This is a genomic window from Oceanobacillus jordanicus (assembly GCF_022095695.1).
Taxonomy (GTDB): Bacteria; Bacillota; Bacilli; order Bacillales; family Amphibacillaceae; genus Oceanobacillus_B; species Oceanobacillus_B jordanicus.
Genome location: NZ_JAIFZM010000019.1, coordinates 53,344 through 74,735 on the forward strand (window position 1 = coordinate 53,344; position 21,392 = coordinate 74,735).

General features: G+C 39.2%; 19 protein-coding genes. 13 read left to right on the forward strand and 6 right to left on the reverse strand.

All coding sequences use genetic code 11. The features are described from left to right. Positions 1 to 131 precede the first annotated feature (131 nt). Complete coding sequence (locus tag K3T81_RS17280) at positions 132 to 3,131, forward strand: phosphatase PAP2 family protein (protein ID WP_238021185.1); 3,000 nt, start codon at positions 132 to 134, stop codon at positions 3,129 to 3,131. A gap of 326 nt (positions 3,132 to 3,457) precedes the next feature. Here K3T81_RS17280 and hpaB read toward each other — a convergent pair whose 3' ends face one another. Then, complete coding sequence (hpaB, locus tag K3T81_RS17285; RefSeq protein ID WP_238021193.1) at positions 3,458 to 4,927, reverse strand: 4-hydroxyphenylacetate 3-monooxygenase, oxygenase component; 1,470 nt, start codon at positions 4,925 to 4,927, stop codon at positions 3,458 to 3,460. Positions 4,928 to 5,129: 202 nt separating this feature from the next. Continuing rightward, entirely contained in the window at positions 5,130 to 5,657 is a 528-nt protein-coding gene (locus K3T81_RS17290) for a hypothetical protein (RefSeq protein WP_238021195.1), read from the reverse strand. Positions 5,658 to 5,982: 325 nt separating this feature from the next. Between K3T81_RS17290 and K3T81_RS17295 the strand changes: the two genes are divergently transcribed. From K3T81_RS17295 to K3T81_RS17315, 5 genes are all read left to right on the forward strand, one after another. Then, positions 5,983 to 7,623 carry an ATP-binding cassette domain-containing protein gene (locus tag K3T81_RS17295; protein WP_238021203.1) on the forward strand — a complete coding sequence of 547 codons (1,641 nt, stop codon included), beginning with the start codon at positions 5,983 to 5,985 and terminating at the stop codon, positions 7,621 to 7,623. 61 nt (positions 7,624 to 7,684) lie between these two features. Beyond that, complete coding sequence (locus K3T81_RS17300) at positions 7,685 to 8,557, forward strand: ATP-binding protein (protein WP_036578606.1); 873 nt, start codon at positions 7,685 to 7,687, stop codon at positions 8,555 to 8,557. A 15-nt stretch (positions 8,558 to 8,572) separates the two neighbouring features. Beyond that, complete coding sequence (locus tag K3T81_RS17305) at positions 8,573 to 10,483, forward strand: vWA domain-containing protein (protein WP_238021209.1); 1,911 nt, start codon at positions 8,573 to 8,575, stop codon at positions 10,481 to 10,483. Positions 10,484 to 11,010: 527 nt separating this feature from the next. Then, the gene (locus K3T81_RS17310) at positions 11,011 to 11,688 is read left to right on the forward strand and encodes a hypothetical protein (protein ID WP_238021211.1); all 678 of its coding nucleotides are present in this window, start codon (positions 11,011 to 11,013) and stop codon (positions 11,686 to 11,688) included. Further along, positions 11,685 to 12,971: an efflux RND transporter periplasmic adaptor subunit gene (locus tag K3T81_RS17315; RefSeq protein ID WP_238021216.1), complete on the forward strand. Its 1,287-nt coding sequence runs from the start codon at positions 11,685 to 11,687 to the stop codon at positions 12,969 to 12,971. Before K3T81_RS17310 ends, K3T81_RS17315 begins: the two co-directional genes overlap by 4 nt. A 199-nt stretch (positions 12,972 to 13,170) precedes the next feature. On the opposite strand, the gene K3T81_RS17320 is transcribed toward K3T81_RS17315, so the two are convergent. After that, positions 13,171 to 14,019, reverse strand: a complete 849-nt coding sequence (locus tag K3T81_RS17320; protein WP_238021217.1) for a YihY/virulence factor BrkB family protein — start codon at positions 14,017 to 14,019, stop codon at positions 13,171 to 13,173. Between the two features lie 125 nt (positions 14,020 to 14,144). On the opposite strand from K3T81_RS17320, the gene K3T81_RS17325 reads away from it, so the two are divergent. From K3T81_RS17325 to K3T81_RS17335, 3 genes are read left to right on the forward strand one after another with little or no spacing between them, the layout of a single operon-like run. Then, on the forward strand, positions 14,145 to 14,639 hold the full coding sequence (locus K3T81_RS17325) for a DUF948 domain-containing protein (RefSeq protein WP_238021218.1): 495 nt from the start codon (positions 14,145 to 14,147) through the stop codon (positions 14,637 to 14,639). 1 nt (position 14,640) lies between these two features. After that, positions 14,641 to 15,105, forward strand: coding sequence for a DUF948 domain-containing protein (locus tag K3T81_RS17330; RefSeq protein WP_238021221.1), 465 nt, complete (start codon positions 14,641 to 14,643; stop codon positions 15,103 to 15,105). Further along, positions 15,089 to 15,316, forward strand: a complete 228-nt coding sequence (locus K3T81_RS17335; protein WP_159033174.1) for a hypothetical protein — start codon at positions 15,089 to 15,091, stop codon at positions 15,314 to 15,316. Before K3T81_RS17330 ends, K3T81_RS17335 begins: the two co-directional genes overlap by 17 nt. Before the next feature lie 43 nt (positions 15,317 to 15,359). Here K3T81_RS17335 and K3T81_RS17340 read toward each other — a convergent pair whose 3' ends face one another. Then, positions 15,360 to 15,788 carry a DUF948 domain-containing protein gene (locus K3T81_RS17340; protein WP_161464367.1) on the reverse strand — a complete coding sequence of 143 codons (429 nt, stop codon included), beginning with the start codon at positions 15,786 to 15,788 and terminating at the stop codon, positions 15,360 to 15,362. 248 nt (positions 15,789 to 16,036) lie between these two features. Between K3T81_RS17340 and cwlD the strand changes: the two genes are divergently transcribed. Together cwlD and K3T81_RS17350 are read left to right on the forward strand one after the other, a co-directional pair. Next, complete coding sequence (gene cwlD / locus K3T81_RS17345; protein WP_238021230.1) at positions 16,037 to 16,765, forward strand: N-acetylmuramoyl-L-alanine amidase CwlD; 729 nt, start codon at positions 16,037 to 16,039, stop codon at positions 16,763 to 16,765. A 117-nt stretch (positions 16,766 to 16,882) separates the two neighbouring features. Then, complete coding sequence (locus tag K3T81_RS17350; RefSeq protein WP_036576792.1) at positions 16,883 to 17,941, forward strand: Mrp/NBP35 family ATP-binding protein; 1,059 nt, start codon at positions 16,883 to 16,885, stop codon at positions 17,939 to 17,941. Positions 17,942 to 18,065: 124 nt separating this feature from the next. On the opposite strand, the gene gerD is transcribed toward K3T81_RS17350, so the two are convergent. Beyond that, the gene (gerD, locus tag K3T81_RS17355; RefSeq protein WP_238021232.1) at positions 18,066 to 18,710 is read right to left on the reverse strand and encodes a spore germination lipoprotein GerD; all 645 of its coding nucleotides are present in this window, start codon (positions 18,708 to 18,710) and stop codon (positions 18,066 to 18,068) included. Positions 18,711 to 18,866: 156 nt separating this feature from the next. Here gerD and K3T81_RS17360 point away from each other — a divergent pair, with 156 nt between their 5' ends. Then, positions 18,867 to 19,496, forward strand: a complete 630-nt coding sequence (locus K3T81_RS17360; RefSeq protein WP_238021233.1) for a KinB-signaling pathway activation protein — start codon at positions 18,867 to 18,869, stop codon at positions 19,494 to 19,496. 49 nt (positions 19,497 to 19,545) lie between these two features. Here the strand turns inward: K3T81_RS17360 and pdaB are convergent, their stop codons facing one another. Next, complete coding sequence (gene pdaB, locus K3T81_RS17365) at positions 19,546 to 20,304, reverse strand: polysaccharide deacetylase family sporulation protein PdaB (protein ID WP_238021241.1); 759 nt, start codon at positions 20,302 to 20,304, stop codon at positions 19,546 to 19,548. Positions 20,305 to 20,605: 301 nt separating this feature from the next. On the opposite strand from pdaB, the gene K3T81_RS17370 reads away from it, so the two are divergent. Further along, on the forward strand, positions 20,606 to 20,827 hold the full coding sequence (locus K3T81_RS17370) for a hypothetical protein (RefSeq protein ID WP_106895450.1): 222 nt from the start codon (positions 20,606 to 20,608) through the stop codon (positions 20,825 to 20,827). The last annotated feature ends 565 nt before the right edge of the window (positions 20,828 to 21,392 follow it).

The window sequence follows — 21,392 nt, forward strand, 5'->3', positions numbered from 1 at the left end:
GCTCTTCTACATAAAATTAACGAAGTTTTAACAGTTTCCCTACATTCATTTAACATACTGTCCTTAAAGTGTAACTAGTGAGGTTTAGTTAGTTATTCTAAAATGCAGCAGAAAAGGGGAAATAAAAAAGTATGAAATTCATGAAAAAAGCGTCGATAATATTACTACTTGCAATGCTAATTATGACAAATTTTGAGCTTCCTGTTCAGGCTGCTAGTCAATATTCAGATAAACCCTCAAAACCACAAGGAACTACTGAAAACGTAAATACAGATCCTCCTAACGTTGAGCAACCATTACCAGCAGTGGATAATGGTGGAAATGCCAATGATTCACAATTAAAGAATATAGCTGCGACTAATCCTTTTATAAGTATTTTAGATGGGTTTGATCAAGTATGGTCTATGAATCAATCAGATTGGAGAGACGGAACAGCGTTAACTATACCAGGTGCAAATGGGGAAGTTGCTAACTATGGTGACGGACCCACCGTTTATTTTGATGGATATAAAAATGATAAGACAAAAGTAGTAGCAGATAAGAATACATATGCTAACGTAGAAATCAGAGATCCAGAGACTTGGAAAGCTAATATTAAATATGTTGAAGATGTTACCAAAAACAGAACAGATGAAGAGGCGTTAGCGGCCTATTATGATGATCAAAGAGATAAGATATATAGTATGATGGAAGCTTATGGGCCTTTGGCTAATACCTATGTAGATATCGTTAATCCGACCACAAGTGTAGTAAGATCAACTGAGGACATGAATAAGATATTGGAAGAAACGACTGTTGAAGACCAAAGCCAAGGAATGGGACAATGGGAAGGAACTGAACTTTCAGATGCGTTGGATTTAGTACATTTAATACGGTTTAGAAATCCTTCTTCATCCAATCCTTCTAAGTACTTTTACTCTTCTCCAAGGCCGTACAGAATGAATTCAAATGGAGAAGTGATAGAAGTTGTAGATGAGAATGGTTTACCTGAATGGGAAACAATCGGTAGCGGCGATAAGGTAGTAGAAGAGTTACCTTCAGGCGGGAAAAAAGAAACAGGGGAAAGACATTACCAACAATATGAAACGAATGTGGAAATAATTCCTGCATTAGAATATGTAAAAAGAATAGCGGAAGACGGGAGAGGTAAAGACGGAGCTTTTCCAAGCGGGCATACAAGTGCATCTTATTTGTCAACATTCGGGTTTGCATACGCAACACCTGAAAGGTATGCTGAATTTTTAACAAGAGCAGCTCAAATGGGAGAAAATAGAATAGTGACTGGTATGCACTCTCCACTTGATATTATAGGAGGAAGAATACAATCTACTGCCATGACTGCTTATGCATACAATCTTTCAGGAAATCAAGAAGTATTGGATAAGGCATATAACAATGCTGGAGAAGTATTCGGTAAATTAGCTGCATCCAAAGAAATGAGTTTGTACGAATATGCACATACAGTAACAGAGGATTATACGTTTGAAAGTGCGTACGATGAACAAAAGTGGGAAGACCATGAAGCAAATAAAGCATTTTATCGGGAAAAGCTCACATACGGATTACCTCAAACAGGCGTAAAAGGTTTAGCTCCTGTAGTACCTAAAGGGGCAGAAGTTTTGTTAGAAACTCGCCAACCTTATTTGACCGATGAACAACGTAGAGAAGTGTTATATACGACAGAAATAGAATCAGGCTACCCTGTAATAGATGAATCAAATGGTTGGGGAAGAATTGATTTGGTAACAGCGTCTGATGGTTATGGTGCGTTTTTAAGCAATGTAACAGTGGATATGGATGCTTCAAAAGGAAGATTTAATGCCCAAGATTGGTGGAGAAATGATATAACTGGAAGTGGTATGCTTACCAAGCAAGGGACAGGAACACTTACATTGACAGGGAATAATAGTTATACGGGAGGCACATTACTGCAAGAAGGAGCGTTAGAAGCTACTTCAGCGACTGCTTTTGGTGAAGGTGACCTTTATGTAGAAAATGGTGCTGTTTTAGTTAATGTAGAGGAACCTCTGAATTTAAACGGGAACTTAACAATGGAAGCTGGAAGCCTAGATATTGCTATGAATAAAGACCAAACTCAACTAAATGTAGATGGCGTGGTATACCTTGATGGTGGGGATCTGAATTTGGATCTTTCTAATTATGAAATAGACAAGGCTGCAAATATTACGATAATGACTGCTGACAAGGTGGAAGGTAAATTTAATAATGTAACAGCAGATGATTATGAGGTAAATGTCACTTATGATAATAATAATGTCGTTGCACATATCAACGCAGTCGGTACTTCTGATCCAGGTACACCAGACCCTGAAGATCCGGAAGATCATGAAGATCCCAAAGATCCTGTCGATCCCGAGGATCCGGAGGACTCACAAGACCTAGAAGCAGAGAAACGCCCTCGTGTTACCGTAACACCAGACGTTATCAATGGGGAAGCAACGATTGAAACAGCCTCACTCCATCAGCTAGCTGATCAAGGTGAATTGTGGATAGATTTACTTGAACATAATGACTCTGTTAATCTCGCTTTTACTTCTGACCAGATAAAATGGCTGAAGGAGCATCAAATAACGATCATTATTCAGTTGAAAAATGTCAGCTTGCAACTAGCTGCCTCCAATTTCACTAATGTATCCGAGGCTGCAACAATCCAGTTACAGCGTTTAGCTGACATTGATCAAGCATTGAGTGTGGTCTATGACTTTGAAATCAAACAAGGCGAAAAACAATTAAATACCTTCGACGAAAAAGTGACGCTGACTTTTTCTGTTAATAGCGACAAGGTAAATGATAAAGATGAGGTGCAACTGTTTTATTTGAACCCAGAACTTGAAGAATGGGAAGCAATTGGCGGAGAATGGCAAGATGGAAAGGTAATGGCACAAACCGATCACTTTAGCACCTATACTGTTTTTGAACAGGAAGCAATAGAACAGCAGCCTAGTACGGATGACGGACAAAAAGAGCAAGACGTACAAGGAGGAAAAGAAGGACAAGAAGGACAAAAGCTACCGGAAACTGCCACTACGATCTATCAGTACTTATTAGCAGGGTTTTTACTCTTGTTAAGTGGCGTGTTCTTCCTCTTCATGAGAAAAGGAAAAGCTTAATCATTTATGTAGAGAAATGTATGAGAATATTAGAGTTTATAAGCCATGGTCAGAAATAGTATACAACTAACATTTATTGTGGATTCAATAAGTATATTTCCCAAAATGTTAATTTTGTATATACGCATCAAGACTCTCAGCTACGGCAGGGGGTCTTATTTTTATGTAATAAAGTATTGAATATGTTCTGTAGAATGGGGTTAAAGCTCTCACAAAAAAAAGTAACCACCCATTAAACACCTAGCAGGCCTTTGGGTTGGTTACTTTTTCAACTCAAATTGTGAGCAGTCCACTACTGACATCTAATAGAACTTGGCTAGAGGCCTTTAATCTTTAGACTTACTTACTTCACTTTCCAAGTCTAAAAAATTCCTAACTTCTTTCACATAATCATCAAGTGGATATGCATTGTATAGACGGCCAGATAATCGGATTGGGTCTCCAAAAAAGTACCTCTCATATTGGGTTTGTCTCGTTCCAAATGAACTCATTGTCAGGTCCCAGGCTAACCGAAATATTTTCACCCGATCCTCTGCGTTACTGGTTGCTGCTTGAAGATACTGATCGAGATCGGCTCGAATAGAGGATTTAAATGCATTTTCAGTAGGCAGACTAACCAGACCACTAGCGCCAACTAATTGAATAATTTCGGTGAAGCGGGGATAAATTTTAGGGAAGATATTATTGGCAACCTTAAGCGGAACAATATCCGGTCGCATGACTCCCCACTGATCCAACACCGCATCATTCTCCGACTTTTCCAATAGTGCTTTCATCGTTTCTAGACCAATAATGATCTCAGACAGTTTTTCCTGAATATGTTGATATTCTCTCACGTTTATCGTTTGTACAAGGAGCTCAGCCAGACCTAAAATGAATTCCGTTTTGGCAATTTGTCTGGTTATGACTTGGTGGGTCGTAAAATTGTGAAAAGAGCTTTGGTATGAGAAATCTGCAGCTACAATCGCATTGTCATAATAGAATACTCGATTCCACGGAACGAGTACATTATCGAAAACAAGGATGGTATCCATCTCTTCGAATCGAGAGCTTAAGGGATGGTTAAAAAGAGAATCCCCACCAACAAACGGCTCTCTGCAAATGAATTTTAACCCCTTCGTATCTGATGGGATGGAAAACGCAAAGGCTTCATCTTCATCTAGTAAAAATTTAGGAGTACTAATAACTAATACTTCGTCGGTTAACCCACCTTGAGTAGCTAAGAGTCGTGCCCCTTTGATTACAATCCCTTCTTCATTCCTATCAACCACCCGGGCTACAATCGGTTCTTCCTCAGAGGATTCTAAGTATGACTCGGAACGATTTACTTGAGGTGTGACAAATGTATGGGTGAATGAAAGGTCTTTTTTCATCGCCAATTCATAAAGGGATTGAATATTTTCTGGAAAACAGTTTGCCCTTCCTTCTAATAAGGGAGAAGAAGAGGCGAAACTCATTATAGCGGTATTGAGGTAATCGGGGCTTCTTCCAATCAATCCACCTGTACGTTTAGCCCAGTGCTCACTTGCCTTTCGTCTTTTTATTAAGTCATCCTTTGTTCTGGGTTGCAGGAAGGAAAGCCCAACAGCATCCCCTGTTTCTGGGGAATGGAACGTCATCTCCTCATTAATTTCCGGGTCATGTTGCATATCATAAAGGGAAGCCTTTGTCTGAAGAATTCCTTTAAATGCAGGGTGTTCAGAAATTTCCCCCTTAACCTTTTTTCCATCCAGCCAAATTTCAGTATCCAGCTGATTTAAACGTTTAATAAAATCCGTTCCAGTAATAGCTCCCATAATAACACTCCCATTTACATTTGTTTTAAAATGCAGAGTTATTTCTACTGTACTATTTTATTAATCACTGGGTTTACCTGTTCACCATTTTTTAAAAATGGAAAAGGTGGGGGCGATACGGGTGTAAAGCACCAGTGGGAGCGGTAAGGCCTACAGGATTAATAGAAATGCTAGGAGGAACAAAGCCATTCATAATGTTACATTAGGGATATAACATATCCACTAGAGTTTTACCATCATAATATCGGTCGATTTTTAATCTATTCTCTGTATTTACAACTGTCATTTGACCCTTCATGTCTACTTCATCTACTGTATTTCCGTCTTGGTCTTTAAATATCAAAGTGAAGGTTTGCTCTAAATCAATTAAGTCACTTTCTTCTTGATCTTCATCGTATTTTTCGAATTTAATGTTCTGTACAGTAATCGTCCTATTTTGCTTGTTTGCTACCTCTTGTGGAATGATAAAGAACCTTTTAGCTGAAAGGTCTTTAAATTCCTCTTCCGTTAAATAAGTTGAATACGCATTTGAATAATCAAGCATCAAATCAGTATCCTCGAAATCAAAATTAAGTTCATCTACAGTATATAATTCCTTAATAAACTCCTCACCATGCTCTACTGCTGAATCCTTAAAATTCATAGAGTCGTCAGCGCCTGTGTCTTTACAAGCAGTAACGAATAGTAAAAGAGCAACAGAATAACAAAGTAATACAAATAATTTTCTCATATAAGCGCTCCTTCCCCATTTTAGTTTATTGTTATAATTATTCTTTATATTTACATTATTTACAATATTAACATTCAAACTAATTTCTTCAAAGCTATTAATCGTACTATTTCAGGGTGAGATAACCTTCACTTTGGTATTTAACTTTGAATCAAGCGTTTGGCAGCTATGTAAGCGAACATCCCTATAGTGTGGTTTGAATTTTTAAATAATTATGATAAGATTTTCCAAAAGTAGGTACCTGTCTAATGGTTATCTCATCTAAAAGTAATCACCACCACTGAATTAGCAGAATTGCCATGCTATGTAAAAGGAGCTACTAATTATGTCAGGAAATATACTCGTCAAAAATATGACATTCAAATATCCCTTCATGGTTTCACCACTTTTTAATAATGTATCGGTAAACATCCATGAAGACTGGAAGCTCGGATTGATTGGAAGAAATGGTCGTGGTAAAACCACACTATTAAAAATCCTGTTGGACCAATTAGAATATGAAGGGACTGTAATTGCCTCTCTTGAATTTAAGTATTTTCCAGTCTATCCAAATCCGCATGACAGCCTTACTACTGAAGCAGTGCTACTTAAGGAGAGTCCAATGGCTGAACGCTGGGAAATGGAGATTGAGTTATCCTATATGGATTTGCCTCCGGAGATTTTAGATAGAAGCTTCCATGTATTGAGCGGTGGAGAACAGACGAAAATATTGTTGATTGGATTATTTCTAAATGATGACTCTTTTCCATTGATTGATGAGCCGACAAACAACTTAGATGTGCATGGGAGAAAAGTAGTTGGAGAGTTTTTAAATCGAAAAAAAGGATTTATCGTGATTAGCCATGATCAACATTTTTTAAACCAATTTGTTGACCATGTGCTGGCAATTAACAAAGAGAGCGTAGAAGTGTTGAAAGGTAATATCGATACATGGCAGCTTGAGAGAAAGAATGCGGACAATTTAGCGGAAGAAACGAATCAAAAGCTGTTTAATGAGATTAATCGCCTAGAAACTGTTTCAAAAAGGGTTGGTGCTTGGGGGAAAAAGAGAGAGGACAGCACGAAAGATGCCGCTGGAAGAAGGCTAGCTGCTAAACAGATGAAGCGGTCAAAAGCGATTAAGAAAAGAACCGAAGAGAAAATAAGGGATAAACAGGGTTTAATTCATAACGTGGAAGAGGTTGCAGGTTTAAAAATGCAGGTCGAACAGCCACACAAACAAATCATCTTCTTGAGAAATTTTTCAATACTCCAGGATGGAAAGCCTTTATTCATGCCTATTAATGTAGATGTATATCCAGGTGATCGTTTCTTTATAACAGGAAAGAATGGTGTGGGCAAGTCCACCTTGTTGAACTTTATAATGGGTAACGGGAAGTTTGAAATCACAGGCGACTATCACATACGTTTGCCCGATAAGCTGTCTGTCTTACACCAAAAGAATCAGCTTGATGTAGATTATGCTACTATCCTTGATGACCTAACTGCAAAAGAAAAGGAGTCCTATTTACATCTGCTTCGTCAATTGGGCTTTCAACGTTCAAGCTTTGCTGATCGTTCAAGTAAAAATTGGAGTGCAGGAGAACAGAAAAAAGTGTTCCTTGCGCATGCATTACTTGGTAATCATTCGCTATTTATTTGGGATGAGGTTACCAACTACCTAGATATGCTAATAATTGAGCAATTAATAGATGCAATAGAAAGGCATGAACCAACGATGATTGGGGTTGACCATAACGAACATTTCGTGGAATCTATTGCAACGAAGAAGGTTGAGCTAAGAAGGGAAGTATATGTTCATAGATATAGGCCTTTTTCACTTTGTGGGAAGGGTCTTTTCTTTTTTACTGTGTTTGCATCGTCTGTTCTTGGGAAAACATCACCCGAGAGCGTGCAAACATCGCTCCCATGGTATCCCCCATCAGCCAAGAAAGGACGATTTTCCAGATTTCCCCACTATAAGTGACTTTCTTTTCTAATCTGCACCAAAAAAGGTACAATAACAAGGAAAGGAGTTACGTATTACAATGACAGCACATTATGATTTACCACAACAAATAAGTGACTTATTAGATGAAAATAAAAGAACGACGGATAACTTGAGTGAATTAATTCGCCCTGGAGGCTATATGCCACCAAATGCGGATCTATTAATAGATGCAATATCAGCGCTCAGTATGGGGAAAAACATTTTGTTAAAAGGACCAACTGGAGCGGGAAAAACGAAATTTGCTGAGACGCTATCGAGTCTATTTCATCAGCCGATGTACAGTGTGAACTGCTCAGTTGACTTGGATGCAGAGAGTCTTATTGGCTTTAAGACATTGGCCTATGAAGGGGAGAAACAAGTGATCGAGTTCGTCCCAGGCCCTGTGATGAATTCCATGGCTAACGGAACGTTCCTCTATATTGACGAAATTAATATGGCGAAGCCGGAAACACTACCGTTAATTAATGGTGTACTAGACTATCGCCGTACAATTACCAACCCATTCACGAATGAAATTGTGACTGCAAATAAAGGCTTCGGTGTCATTGCAGCAATCAACGAAGGGTATGTCGGCACAGTGCCGTTGAACGAGGCATTAAAGAATCGATTTGTTGTAATTGATGTTCCTTATATAGAAGGAGAACAATTGAAAAGTCTTATTAAGTCCAACACCCGCTTACAAGATGAGCGGATGATCGATCTGTTTGTCTCGTTATCAGCAGATCTCGTGCAGGCCGCATTTCAAGGGAAGCTTTCAGAGGACGCGGCATCCATCCGAGCAATTCTCGATGCATGTGATTTAAGCTCCATTATACCACCACAGCGAGCTGTTCAGCGTGCGATTGCCGCGAAGCTTGATGAGGAAAGAGAACAAGAATTTATTATGAGTTTAGCCGAAACCTTATTCTAGTTAGGAGCATGAACCATGTATCGTTTCCATGATGCTAAAGTGGATACATTATTATTTCGTCAGCTCCAAGATCTTGCTACCGTACTGGCAAGAAGAGCTGACCTTACATTCGAATACAGCTACGGAGCATATATCGATATGGTCGATAGTAAGGTCACGGCAAGTAGGACGTGGGATACGGCGCCTGCTACGCTGCAAAAAGGTGGATTAAAGTCAGATATATATTTAAGGACAATTGGAACCATGCATTTTTCCAAACTCCCTGAATTAAAGTCATACCTGAGTGCGGTGGAAGAAGCTGCGTTACCTAAATTTGCTTCCCAGCTCGTTACCTTGTTTGAGGATTTGAGGCTAGAGGAAAAAATTCGAAAAGAACGCCCAGGGACCAAACGGGTCTTTGACATGCGGAAGCAGTATTATCGGCATAAGTTTACAACCGATCTTGCAGCACATGTGACGAGAGGGTTTGCCCTTGATGAGCTATTTTGCCTCATCTATTTATCCTTGCAATCGGACAGTCCTGAGCCAAGCTTTCCAAGAGCGACGCAACCACAGCTAGACCAGCTAGCTAATATTCAGTCACTCTTATATGAAGTATTTGAAGCGAGAGACACAAGAGCTGTTGCCCGAATCGCAGAACAAGTTGTGTATCGTGTTCATCAGGACTACAACGATATGATTGATGAATACTTCGTGTTCCCGGTTGGTCATTTGGAAAACTATACGAAAAACACCTTGTTTGATGAGTTGACTAGAACGGATGAATTAGCCAATGATGACAGCGAGGAAGTAGACGAAGAGAATAACGAGTATATTGATGAGGAATTTTCCACCTGGCATAGGGAAAATGAAAACAATGACCGTAAACAGACCTTTCTTCAGTTTGAATTGGAAGTAGGCACCAAGACAAACATCAAAGGTGGAGGTGCAAGGGAAACAGAAGATGCAGACCAGGCCATGGGTTCCATCCAAGGTTCATCCCAGCAAACGCGAAATAAAGATTACTCAGAGCTAGACGCACTGGATAAGCAAGAATCAAATAAAGGTGCATCTGCAGAGAATCAATTTGGCGAAGAAAACAAAGATGCCGTTAAGATAATAGAAGAGGCAGAAAACCCTACTTCAGAAGAAAGAGGTAGCTATCAAGAGATTCTTCATGCTATCGAACCGTATAAACGGAAGCTTGCAACCATTATTAAAAAAACGATTGAGCATAAAAAGAATGCACCGAGAAAAGATCTCATGGCAGGTCGTCTATCCAAAAAGCTATTGCCACTCGTGTTAGAAGAGAAGCCTAGAATTTTTTACAAAAAAAATCAGGAATCCAAAGAGTTCGATGCTGCCTTTACATTGCTTGTCGATTGCTCCGCGTCGATGCAAGGAAAGATGGAGGAAACAAGACATGGGATTGCACTCTTCCATGAAGTGTTGAAGACCTTTAAAATACCACATTCTATTATAGGTTTCTGGGAAGACGCCATGGATGTACGGGAAAACTATCAACCGAATTATTTCCATGTGATCCACTCTTTCCAGGATTCGCTATACAAAGAAAATGGCGCGAAGATTATGCAGCTCGAAGCCAGAGAGGATAATCGAGATGGCTTTAGTATTCGCGTTGCTGCCCAAGAACTAGAAAAACGTCGGGAGAAGAATCGATTCCTGCTCGTTTTCTCTGACGGAGAGCCAGCAGCAGCCAACTACAACCAAAATGGAATTGTCGACACAAACCTAGCCGTCTCAGAAGCAAGAAAAAGAGGAATAGAAGTTATTGGAATGTTTTTATCCGATGGAGAAGTAGAGGAGCGGGATGAAGTCTTAATGAAAAACATCTACGGTCGAGAAAAAATCATCGTCCCCGCCGTATCCGAACTACCAGACCACTTCGCCCCGTTATTGAAAAAATTACTATTGAAAAGTATATAGCGAATGTCACAAGCCGAACAAATTCAAATCCTAATTGGGTGACCAAGGATTCTGAATCACTGTTCGGCTTTTTGAGTGATTCTCGAATGTAAATACAAAATACAAGATCTCTTGAAGAGAGGCTTAATAAATGCGGTGAAAGATAGCGGAGAAAAAACGCGTAGACTCCTGCGGGAAAGCGAAGACGTTAAGACCCCACAGCATAAATAAAGGAACAAAGGCTAAGAACGCCACCTCCTGTGCCAACGCCTTTGTGACCAACGTCCTGTTGGCCCGAGGCTTAGCGCGAGTCCGCGGAAGACGCAGTTTATTTTCGAAGCGGCAAATTGGGCCAAAATAAAACTTGTTTCTAACCAAGCTGAAAGCAACCTGTAATAAAACTAGGCCTTTTGGTGGAATGTGTCATAAGAACCGGGAAAATCTAACAATAATTTACAAAAACAATAGATTTTTACGTAATTGTACGATAAAATTGAAGAAATATTTAAAATTTACTATGATTGTGACAAAGAAAAGGAATGTAGCGGATGACCTATCATAATAACCTTCTTCGATTTTTATTTTCCATGGATGATCATTTAATTAGAGTGAAAGAAGCAGAGAGCATAAAACGCGTTTGGAAAGTGAACGTTTTACTTATCTTGCTTAGCCTTATCCTTTACGGTTACATGGCTTATTTAGGAATGGGGACAAACCTCCTCTCGCCACAAGCACAGAGCCTTGACCTACGGGCCTATGAGCAACAAAAGTTTTGGTTTCTCGCTGGAAGGCTAATATTTGGACTACTATTTGCCGTGTTTATATTATTTATTCCATCTCTATATTTCTCATTGCTAACAGATATACCATATAAAAAATTAATCATTATGCAACAGGTCGTGCTCTTCGTATTGTTGGTAGAGCGGGCCATTTGGATTCCCTTGGCAGTTTTTAATGGCCTTGATTGGTATGTATCGCCAGTTTCGTTTGGCATCATTGCTTCTTACTTTACGGAGATCCCTTGGCTTATTTACTTTTTCGGGGCAATATCGCTCTTTCAATTATGGATTATCTGGTTTCAAGTGCGTTACATCCGAAATCTTACAGAAATCAAAAAACAATGGGTGTGGGGCTATGTCCTCCTTTTCCATTTCTTCTTTTGGTTGCTGACAGCTCTACTTGCTTATATGGATCAATACATGATTAACAGGTGGTTTGGACAATGAGAAAAAGAAAAAAGCGTCTTATACAGCTCGTCGTGCTACTCTTCATCGCCACCAATTTCTTACTCGTTTTTCTAGATAAAGAGGATAAAGTTGATCGAATTGCATATGTCCATGACTGGTCCGATGTATTCCAGTCAGATCTAGAGGAAACAGTAAGTACACCAGGAGTATTAGCGGCTATGGAGAAAAACCGCATTTACTTTGATCAGGAGAGCGGAACTTTCAACGAATTTCTGGTAGAAGAGGGAGCTCAATTATCGGTTGGAGAACCCTTGTTTACCTACAGTGTACATAATTATTATGAAACCGAAGCAAATTTACTAGAGGAAGCAGCAAAACTTGAGAGTCAATTAACAGCCATTGAAACAGCAATCACCACAATTAGTGCCTATCAAATACCAGAAACAGATACAGAGTCGGCACCGTCATTTGAAGTGAATGACGAGGAGATTCGGGTTGAGTTTCCGCAGGACCCTATTGAAGCAAGTTTAATGAAAGAGCAGTACCTTACAGAAAAGCAAAATGAATTAGATCAAAAGGGCGCAGAGCTGGCCTTAGTCGAAGCACAGATCGCAGAGCTTCGTGAAACGGGAGACACAATAACAGTTGAAAGTCCGTTTGAAGGAAGGGTAAAGGAAGTATCTCAGGCTTTAGACAACCCTCTTTTAACAATTGAAAGTACGGTCTTACAAGCAGAAGGTGAACTTTCAGAGACAGTTAGACCACTGATTGAGCAGGGGTTCCCAGTAAGGGTGGAAGTGTCAGAAGTAGCTGCCCTACTCGAAGGCACGGTAGCAGAGGTTAGTGATTCACCAAAAGAAGAAGCTTCTGTGGAAGGGGAAAGTATTTATCCACTACGTGTGACATTTGAAGATCCTTCCTTAGCAGAAGATGATACTACGGACGAAACAGAGAAGAGCGAAGCGATAGTCGATTTATTGCCTGGATATCATGCGAATCTCGTTATCACGACGGAATCAGCAGAAGGGGCTGCTACGCTATTTGAAAAAAATATTTACCAAAACAAAGTTTGGAAGATGACCGTAGATGGGAAGTTACAAGAACAAACGGTAGTAACAGGAGTCCATATGAATAATATGCAGGAGATAAAAGAAGGCGCGACGATTGGAGAATGGGTGGCAGATGGGCCAGAAGGACAGCTACGCGATAATGCTGTGTTTATAACACCTCTGAAGGCTTGGAAGCAACCCTGGAAACAGCTTGTGAACCCGAAGGAAACCAATTGGTGGGAATTTGCCGTGACAGGACTCTTATCACGCTAGACAAACCATATAAGAAAAACTTGCATTCGCTCATCCTTTAGCGAATGTGTACGTTTTTCTTATACTTGGAACCTCAAAATTTCAACTACGTCAACATTACTTCCTTGCTGAAATTTTATAAATTCCTAACGTACAAAAAAGAAATCGGCTCCCCGCCGATTTCTTTTGGTTATACTTAAATGTTTATTACCGCTGCTAATTACATATTAGAGGCTTGACTTGTTTCCTCAACACTATGATGGTGCCGGTAATTTAATACGTTTACGACAGCGCCAATCATTAAAACCATTCCTGTTAGGAAGAACCAGATCATCAGTACAATAATTCCTCCTAGACTTCCATATGTTGCGGAATAGTTACTAAAATTGCTAATGTAAAAAGAAAATCCTAGTGAAATGAGCAACCACAAAATACTTGCAGTGAGTGCACCGGGAAAGATGTACTTAAAAGGAATCCGTTTATTTGGTGCAAATCTGTACAGAATAAGCAGGAAGCCGGTAATTGCCAATAAACTTACAGCCCAACGTAAGATTTGTAGTAATATTTCCATGGTCCCCGAAAACCCAACGATAGAACTTACAAAGCTTAAAATAACATCACCGAAAACGGGAACAAGGATGGCAACAACTAGTGTCACAATCATACCTAGTGTCAGTCCTAATGAGATAAGCCTTACAACAAGGAAGTTACGGGTTTCTTCCACATGGTAAGCTTCATTTGTAGATTTGATAAAAGCATTGATTCCTGCTGATGAGGACCATAATGCACCAATAATACCAACCGTAAGCAAACCACCTCTTTGGGTATCCACAAGACTCACAATATTTTCTTCAAAGACACTGGCAATCTCGCTCGGGAGGATATTGCCTATAAAGGTCACAGCATCTTGAGGATTTATGTTAAAATACGGTATTAATGCAAAACAAACCACAATTAAAGGGAAAATGGAAAGAAAATAGTAATAGGCTTGCGCGGCCGAAAGAATTGGGACATTATCTTTTTGAAATTGCTCTATAAACTTTTTCCCATATGCTTTTACTTTTTTCATATGCTAACCTCCAAACCACGTGTTTCTTTTTCTATACCCTTCATGTTAATCATTCAATCGTAAGGGGCTTCACGTTTTATTTTGGTAGGGTAGTGGTATAATGCAATTAAGAAGGAGGGTTTTCAATGGAAGGAATATTCTATCTAGCAATTTTATTACTCTCTCTAGCGTTTGCAATCGTTTCTGTATACATAGCCATTGTATTGAAGCGACTATCGGATACCATTAAATCGATGGGTAACACGCTTGGGGAATTCGAAAAAGAACTTCAGTACATTACTCCACCATTAAAGGAGACCATCCGGGGGACCGGGGCAACAATTGATGATATTCAGGAAAAATTAAATGCAACCAATAATGTGTTTGATACTGTTGATCATGTAGGCACAACGGTAAACACAACCAATGAATTTATCCAAAGCAATTATACAACGCTGTCTGATCAGGAAATGCAGGAAAAAACGAAACCGTTTCAGGAAGCCATTAGGTGGAGTGAGGCAGCTTTAACAGTATTTAATATGTTTAAAAAAACAAAGAAATCGAGCAAGAAAAATGAGCTAATGGTTCAAAATAAAACACAGCTTGTGCCAATAAATCCATCAGGGAGAGAGGAAAGATAATATGACATTAACTGGAGTCGGCGTATTACTTATCGGTGTTGCCTTTATTGTAATAGCCATTTTCGTAGCACATGTACTAAATAACTTGGCTGGGGTTTTACAAGGAGTAGAGAAAACAGTCAATCAATTTCCAAAGCAAATGGATGATATCTTAAAAGAGACTGGTAGTCTTATCGAGGAGAGCAATCATACACTTCGGGATATTAATGATAAGATGCAGCAATTAAGCCCAATGTTTTATATTATGGGAGATGTTGGGAATGTTACTCGTAAATTTTCTTCATCTTTAGTGGATGTAACTGATTCTTTAAAAATGAAGACTGGAGAAGCAAACGAGGTAACAAAGAAAAATAAACTTGGCGGTGCCTATGGATCATTCGCGCTTGGTTATTATTGGCTTCAGAAGAGAAGACAGCAAAAGAAAGCGGAGCAAGGTGGAGTAGCTGGTCGTGAATCCGATGAATAAGGTTCTGGGATCTATTCTAGCAGGCGGAGCCGGCGTTGCTGCTGGTTGGTTTGTTAAAAACAGTAAAGAAAAGCGAAGCACCCTTGAAGAGAACAAGTCACTTCTCGAGAAGTTGAAACAAGCTGAGAGAAAACTTTACGAAGCTGGAAAGCAACGTGACGAGCAGTTAAAGAACATTAAAAGCGAGATCAATAATAAAGTATCAAAATAAAAAAATCCCCATAATGGGGATTTTTTTATTTCAGCCTATTCTTCTAAAGGCGTTCTTCGCTTTTTCTCTTTTGAACGATATAGTAAATTAGTGTACCTAGTCCATAAAGTCCTTCAAGATCATGCTTTGTTATAAAGGAACGGCCTTCTGCAGTGTCTGTTTTAACATTCATTACCTTGTCTGCAATCGATGTAGATAAATGATTTGTAGCTCTGCCAGCATCTCCAATTGTATGGAAGATAGGGCTTAGCTCCTTTATTTGAGTGTTTATTTGCGATAATGTGTCGTTGCCGGTTTGCAACGCATCCTTCGCCTGAGACATCATTTCATCTACCTGTGTAGGGAGGTTATCTGTAGTTTTTTGTAATCCCCCTAAAACGCCTGCCAACTTATTTAATGGCTTTATTAATACGATAACCAATACTAAAAATGCGACACCAATAACTGTTACGCCTATTCCGAGCCAATCCATAGAATACCCCTTCCTATAATTAACTTATTTTAATAATACCACTACTATTTTGAAATGAAACGTAAGATAGCTTAAACACGGTATGTGCGTAATAGTAGTATATCACCTATGGTAAAGCTTATGTGTCATCGATTCAATCAACCAAGTAGTACGTTTTCAATCGGCACTTTGCGCTTTTGATCGTCATATTACAGTGTCTTGTCCCATAGAATGTTCCTAAGGGAATTTACGATAAAGGGGACAGGCAAATGAAGCGGGGAATTAAGTTTGTAATCTGGGGGATAGGGATGCTTTTATTAGTATTCTTAATTCAATTGCCATTAACAAAGGGTGACGTAGAATGGAGTACATCTTCATGGTCGTTACCTTTATCAGGGAAGACGATTGTCATTGATCCAGGGCATGGTGGACCTGATGGAGGAGCAGTTGGGAAAGATAATACACTTGAAAAGGATATATCTCTTGAAGTTTCAAAACAAGTACAGGACTATTTGCAACAGTCTGGCGCAATGGTCTACTTAACAAGGGAATCAGATAAGGATTTGGCTGAAACGGATACAAAAGGACTTGCGAGAAGAAAAGCAGCAGATATTCGAAAGCGTCTTGAGTTTATCCATGAAAAGGAACCAGACTTTTTTCTGACTATCCATTTAAATGCCCTGCCTTCCACAAAATGGCGAGGGGCACAGACATTCTATTATCCTCAATTTGATGAGAACAAACACCTTGCAAGTATGATTCAGTCGGAAATTATTCGTAATATGGAAAATACGACAAGAGAACCGATGGCGATTAATGGTATCTATTTACTAAAACATGCAGAGGTGCCAGGAGCGTTAGTGGAAATTGGGTTCTTATCAAATGAATCAGAGAGAGAATTGTTAAAACAAGTTGACTACCAACAACAAATGTCAGCAAGTATTTATGAGGGGATTCTACGCTATGTAACGGAGGATCCTAAAGAGGAGGAAGAATGAAAGGGTGACCAATCCTAATCCAGCGATAATTCATATCACTTAGATTTTAGCTGAATTATGTTATACTAGCCATGAGTGTAGGAATACACAATAGCTGGAAAAGGATGGTGACGTATTGTGTTGAAAAAGGACGAAATAATCCAATTACTAAATCCTGTTAAGGATCCATTTTTACATAGATCGCTCGAAGAAACAGAAGGGATCAAAGAAGTAACCATAAAGGAAGAAAAGAACCATGTTAGTGTCAAGGTTGCCATTGGGAAAACCAATACTGCTGAGCAGATGCAACTACAACAAGAAATCGTTGGCATATTGAAAAAGAATGGTGCCACTACCGTAGGTCTTCGTTTTGAACAATTGCCTGATGATGTAATTAAGAAGTATCAGTCGGCAGTAGAAGAGTCTAAGGAAGCATCGTTAATGGGCGGCAATACAGATACCAAGTTTATTGCAGTTGCAAGTGGAAAAGGTGGAGTTGGAAAATCAACAGTTACCGTGAATCTTGCAATGTCCCTTATGCGTCTTGGTAAAAAAGTTGGCGTTATTGATGCAGATATTTATGGCTTCAGTGTTCCGGATATGATGGGTATCGAGGAACGTCCGGTAGTTCGCGCAGAAAAAATAATTCCTGTCGAGCGTTTTGGTGTGAAAGTAGTATCGATGGGCTTTTTCGTTGAGGACAACTCACCAATTATTTGGCGTGGACCAATGCTTGGTAAAATGATTAACAGTTTCTTCAAGGAAGTAGAGTGGGGCGACTTGGACTATCTCTTGCTTGATTTACCACCTGGAACAGGGGACATTGCGATGGATGTTCACTCCTTGTTACCAAGCTGTAAGGAAGTCATTGTGACAACTCCACATCCGACAGCAGCGTTCGTAGCGGCGCGTGCCGGACAAATGGCACTAAAGACGGATCACGAAATCCTTGGAGTTGTAGAGAACATGGCATACTTTGAAAGCAAAAAGACAGGAGAAAAAGAGTATGTCTTTGGGCAAGGTGGCGGGAAGAAGCTTGCTGAAGCATTGAATACAAAAGTGCTTGGTCAACTTCCACTCCAGCAGCCTTATGAGGAAGAAGATGTTTTCGCACCTTCCATCTACCAGCAAGACCATCCAATTGGACAGGAATACCATAAAATTGCGTCGAAAGTCGTCGCCAAAATGGAAGAATAAAACAATAGGTATGATTTCAAACAGAGCGGGTGCAATGTGCCTCCGCTCTGTTTTTACTTTTGGGTGACTTGTGATCTCTTTTGGTGTATTCCATGTTAAGTACTCGAGTGATGTGGAAGAGCATCTAACTGCTCCCTCCACCACCGCCTCCAGATTGGTCGCCACCACCGCCACCGCCACTACTTTCTTGTTGTGATCCCCCGCCACCTTCTTGTTCCCCACTTCCCTGTTTCTCGGCAGCCTTCAAAAGAATGTCTTGCATTTTTGCCTGAAACGTAGGGGTTTCCAGTGTTTGCTGTATTGTTTCCTCAAGATGGGAGCGGAATTCCTGTCCCTTTAAGGTACTAAGCATTTGATCTGTAATTTCGGGGTTTTGCAAAAGCTCTAACATTTGCTTCTGATAGTCAGAATCATTCATTAAGCTTTTCATTAATTTCTTTTGTTCTTCTTCCATCGATTTTGCATAACCTTCAACAAATTTGGGATCTTTAAATAAGGTGGACCACATTTCAGCCCCTTTTTCTGACCCAAGGGTTTCATTTATAGATTTCTTTACAACATCAGATTGAATAACGAGCTCTTGTTTCATCTTTTCATCTGTCATGATTTCGCCGAGGGCTTTCTTGCCATCCTCAGTCTGTAATATATCGACAACCATTTTCTTTGTTGCCTCATAATCCCCTTCTTCTCCAGAGGCACTGCCTCCACTACATGCGGTAATGAACAAGGCAGTTAGGGTAAGAACGGTAATTAATAATAAACGGTTCATTGGAGTTCCTCCTTCCTCTACACCTTTAATATGAGTGTCGAAAAAGAAAAATATGCGCAAGGTTAAGGAAAAATGTCTTCCATCATGATAAACTACTCATGTAAGCATTTGCGTAAAATTTTATCTTTTTTGCATACATAGTGGGAGGAAGTTGTTTTGAATAGTAGAAAATTGGTGAATTTCTTTATCAAAACCCTATTTTTAGGAGGATTAGCCGGATTAATAACCAGCTTTTTTGTAATGTCGGAGCAATATAGTAGTAACCTTACTCCATTCAATTTTATGGAGTTAATTGGACTGATTGTCTTTTTTATTGGGATAGGGCTCGTATTTAGTGCTATTAGCCAGACTGGCTTTTTTGCTTACTTGTTTATCAACCGTCTTGGTTTAGGACTATTTCGTGGTTACTGGCCAACCGTGCAAGTGCTTCTTATTGCTTTTGTGGTATTTGATTTGGTGTATTTCCCTTATCAGGCCACAGATGGTGAAGTCTCTATAATTTGGTATTTGTTGATGTCTGTAGCACTTCTGGGATATGGTTGGTTTGTTGCGCGAATAAAAGCGCAAGAAACGAATAAGCGTGCCTTCATTCCAGCTTTATTTTTTATGGTGGTTATGACGACACTAGAATGGATTCCTGGATTAAATACCGAGGGAACAGATTATGCAGTCCTTATGATTGTAACCTTATTAGTATGTAATACATATCAACTGCTCACATTACATCGCATTAACCCAGGCAAGCCAGCGGAAATGGCCGGAGACACAAAGGGTAAAAAGAAATAACGTGAACTAAAAACCTGCTGTGGATTTTCTACAGCAGGTTTTCTTCATTTTATTCTACTACTTTGGATTCAGCATGTGCTTGGCTTTGTAACTCGCTAATTGGAATAAAAGAGAAGCCTTTGTTTTTTAGTCCCGGCAGGATCTTCTCTAGAGCACCAGCAGTCTGCTTAGCAGAGTCTGAGGCGTGCATGAGGAGAATATCACCATTTTCCGTATGTTTCATTACATTATCGATAATCTTGTCTGTACCAGGATTGGTCCAGTCATTTGAGTTAACATTCCAGTGCACGACAGTAAAGCCCAGGTTTGTTGCCAATTCAATTGTGTCTTTGTTGAACTGGCCGCTAGGTGGTCGGAGAAGGCTAATGTCTTCATAACCCAGTTTAGTAAACGTCTCTTCTGCTTTATTTAAATCACTTCTTATTTGATCTGGTTCCATTTTTAAATAGCTTTTATAACGGTAACCAAGCATTCCTAGTTCATGTTTTCCTTCTGTGATTCGTTTCAATATATCTGGGTGCCTCTCCGCCCATTCTCCGCTAACGAAGAATGTAGCCTGGACTTGCTTGTCCTCAAGTTGTTTTAAGATGTCGTGTACTTTATCTTCCCCCCAGCTGATATTGAATGTAAGTGCGATGTCTGTTTCATTCGCATTCCCTTTTGTTAGCGCCTGAGGTGTATCACTCGAAAAAACTGAAAAAGTCCCGTCACGCTCGAACCAAACAAACGTAGCAGTAAACAAGGCAAACAGTACAATAACTAGCCAGCGTTTCCATCTGTTAGCCTTCAAGACGTAAAAATGCTGCAAGCTTACCCCTCCTAAATACTTGTCCTTTTTTATATCATATGCAGCGAAGAACCTATTCTAGAACTGACTAAAAAGTAGCTAATAAAGAAAGAATAGGGAAATATGGATGAAAAACAAGAAAAAGTGGGAATAGTAATCTTATGATATTGTGATCGATGCACGAAGTCATTTTGTACCGACAAAATTCGGCATGTTTAACGAATAGATATGATAGGGTACGCATACTTAAGTATCGAACTTTGATCAAGATAAATGAGAAAAAGAAGTGTTATTAAAGAAAAAAGAAATTTGAGGTGAATACATGTTAGGTTTACTAATTAACGAAATGGAACAAAAGGAAGTTGAGTATCTTTTAAAACGTGAACTAGAAGAATTGCTAATGGACTTGGAAGATCATCGTATTGATCATAAGCTTAAACGGTCGATGGGGGAAAGGTACCATCTGTTATTTCAATTGTTCCGCAGGGTGGCCAGCGAAAAGGAATGCTTAAAATACATGCCTAAACGCAGTGGTAACCAATAAACAATAATCGCCATCACAGTGGCGGTTTTTTCTTTTCAAACTAGGAAAGTATAAAAATTTTAGTTTGGAAGCAATGACGAAAAAGTAATTTTGTAAGTCTCAAGAAGAAGAAAAACATATACATTCGGAAAAAAACGACGAAATGTGAGTTTTTTCTATTGAATATAATAGTATCTAACTTGTAGAGGAAAGGATAACAACGGTATGATTCTAGAAACCATGGTTTAAAATTCTTTTATCTCACATGGACAGTCAATTGTAGTGTGTTAAGCAATACTAAAGCATTTATGTTATTGTATGGAGAAAGGGAACTTCATAAAAATATAAGTTTTTTTAAAATATCTATTGATCTTATGATTTTTATATGCTATATTATTTTCTGTTGTCAATAAACAACAAAACACGCAACACAGTCTTTAGAAAATAATTTTAAAAACATGTTGACATTCAATTGAAAACATGATAAATTATATCTTGTCGCAAAAAACGACAGAGACTTAATTCGCTCTTTGAAAACTGAACAGAACAACTAGTATGTCAAGGAAAAACAGACTTTCTGTTTTTC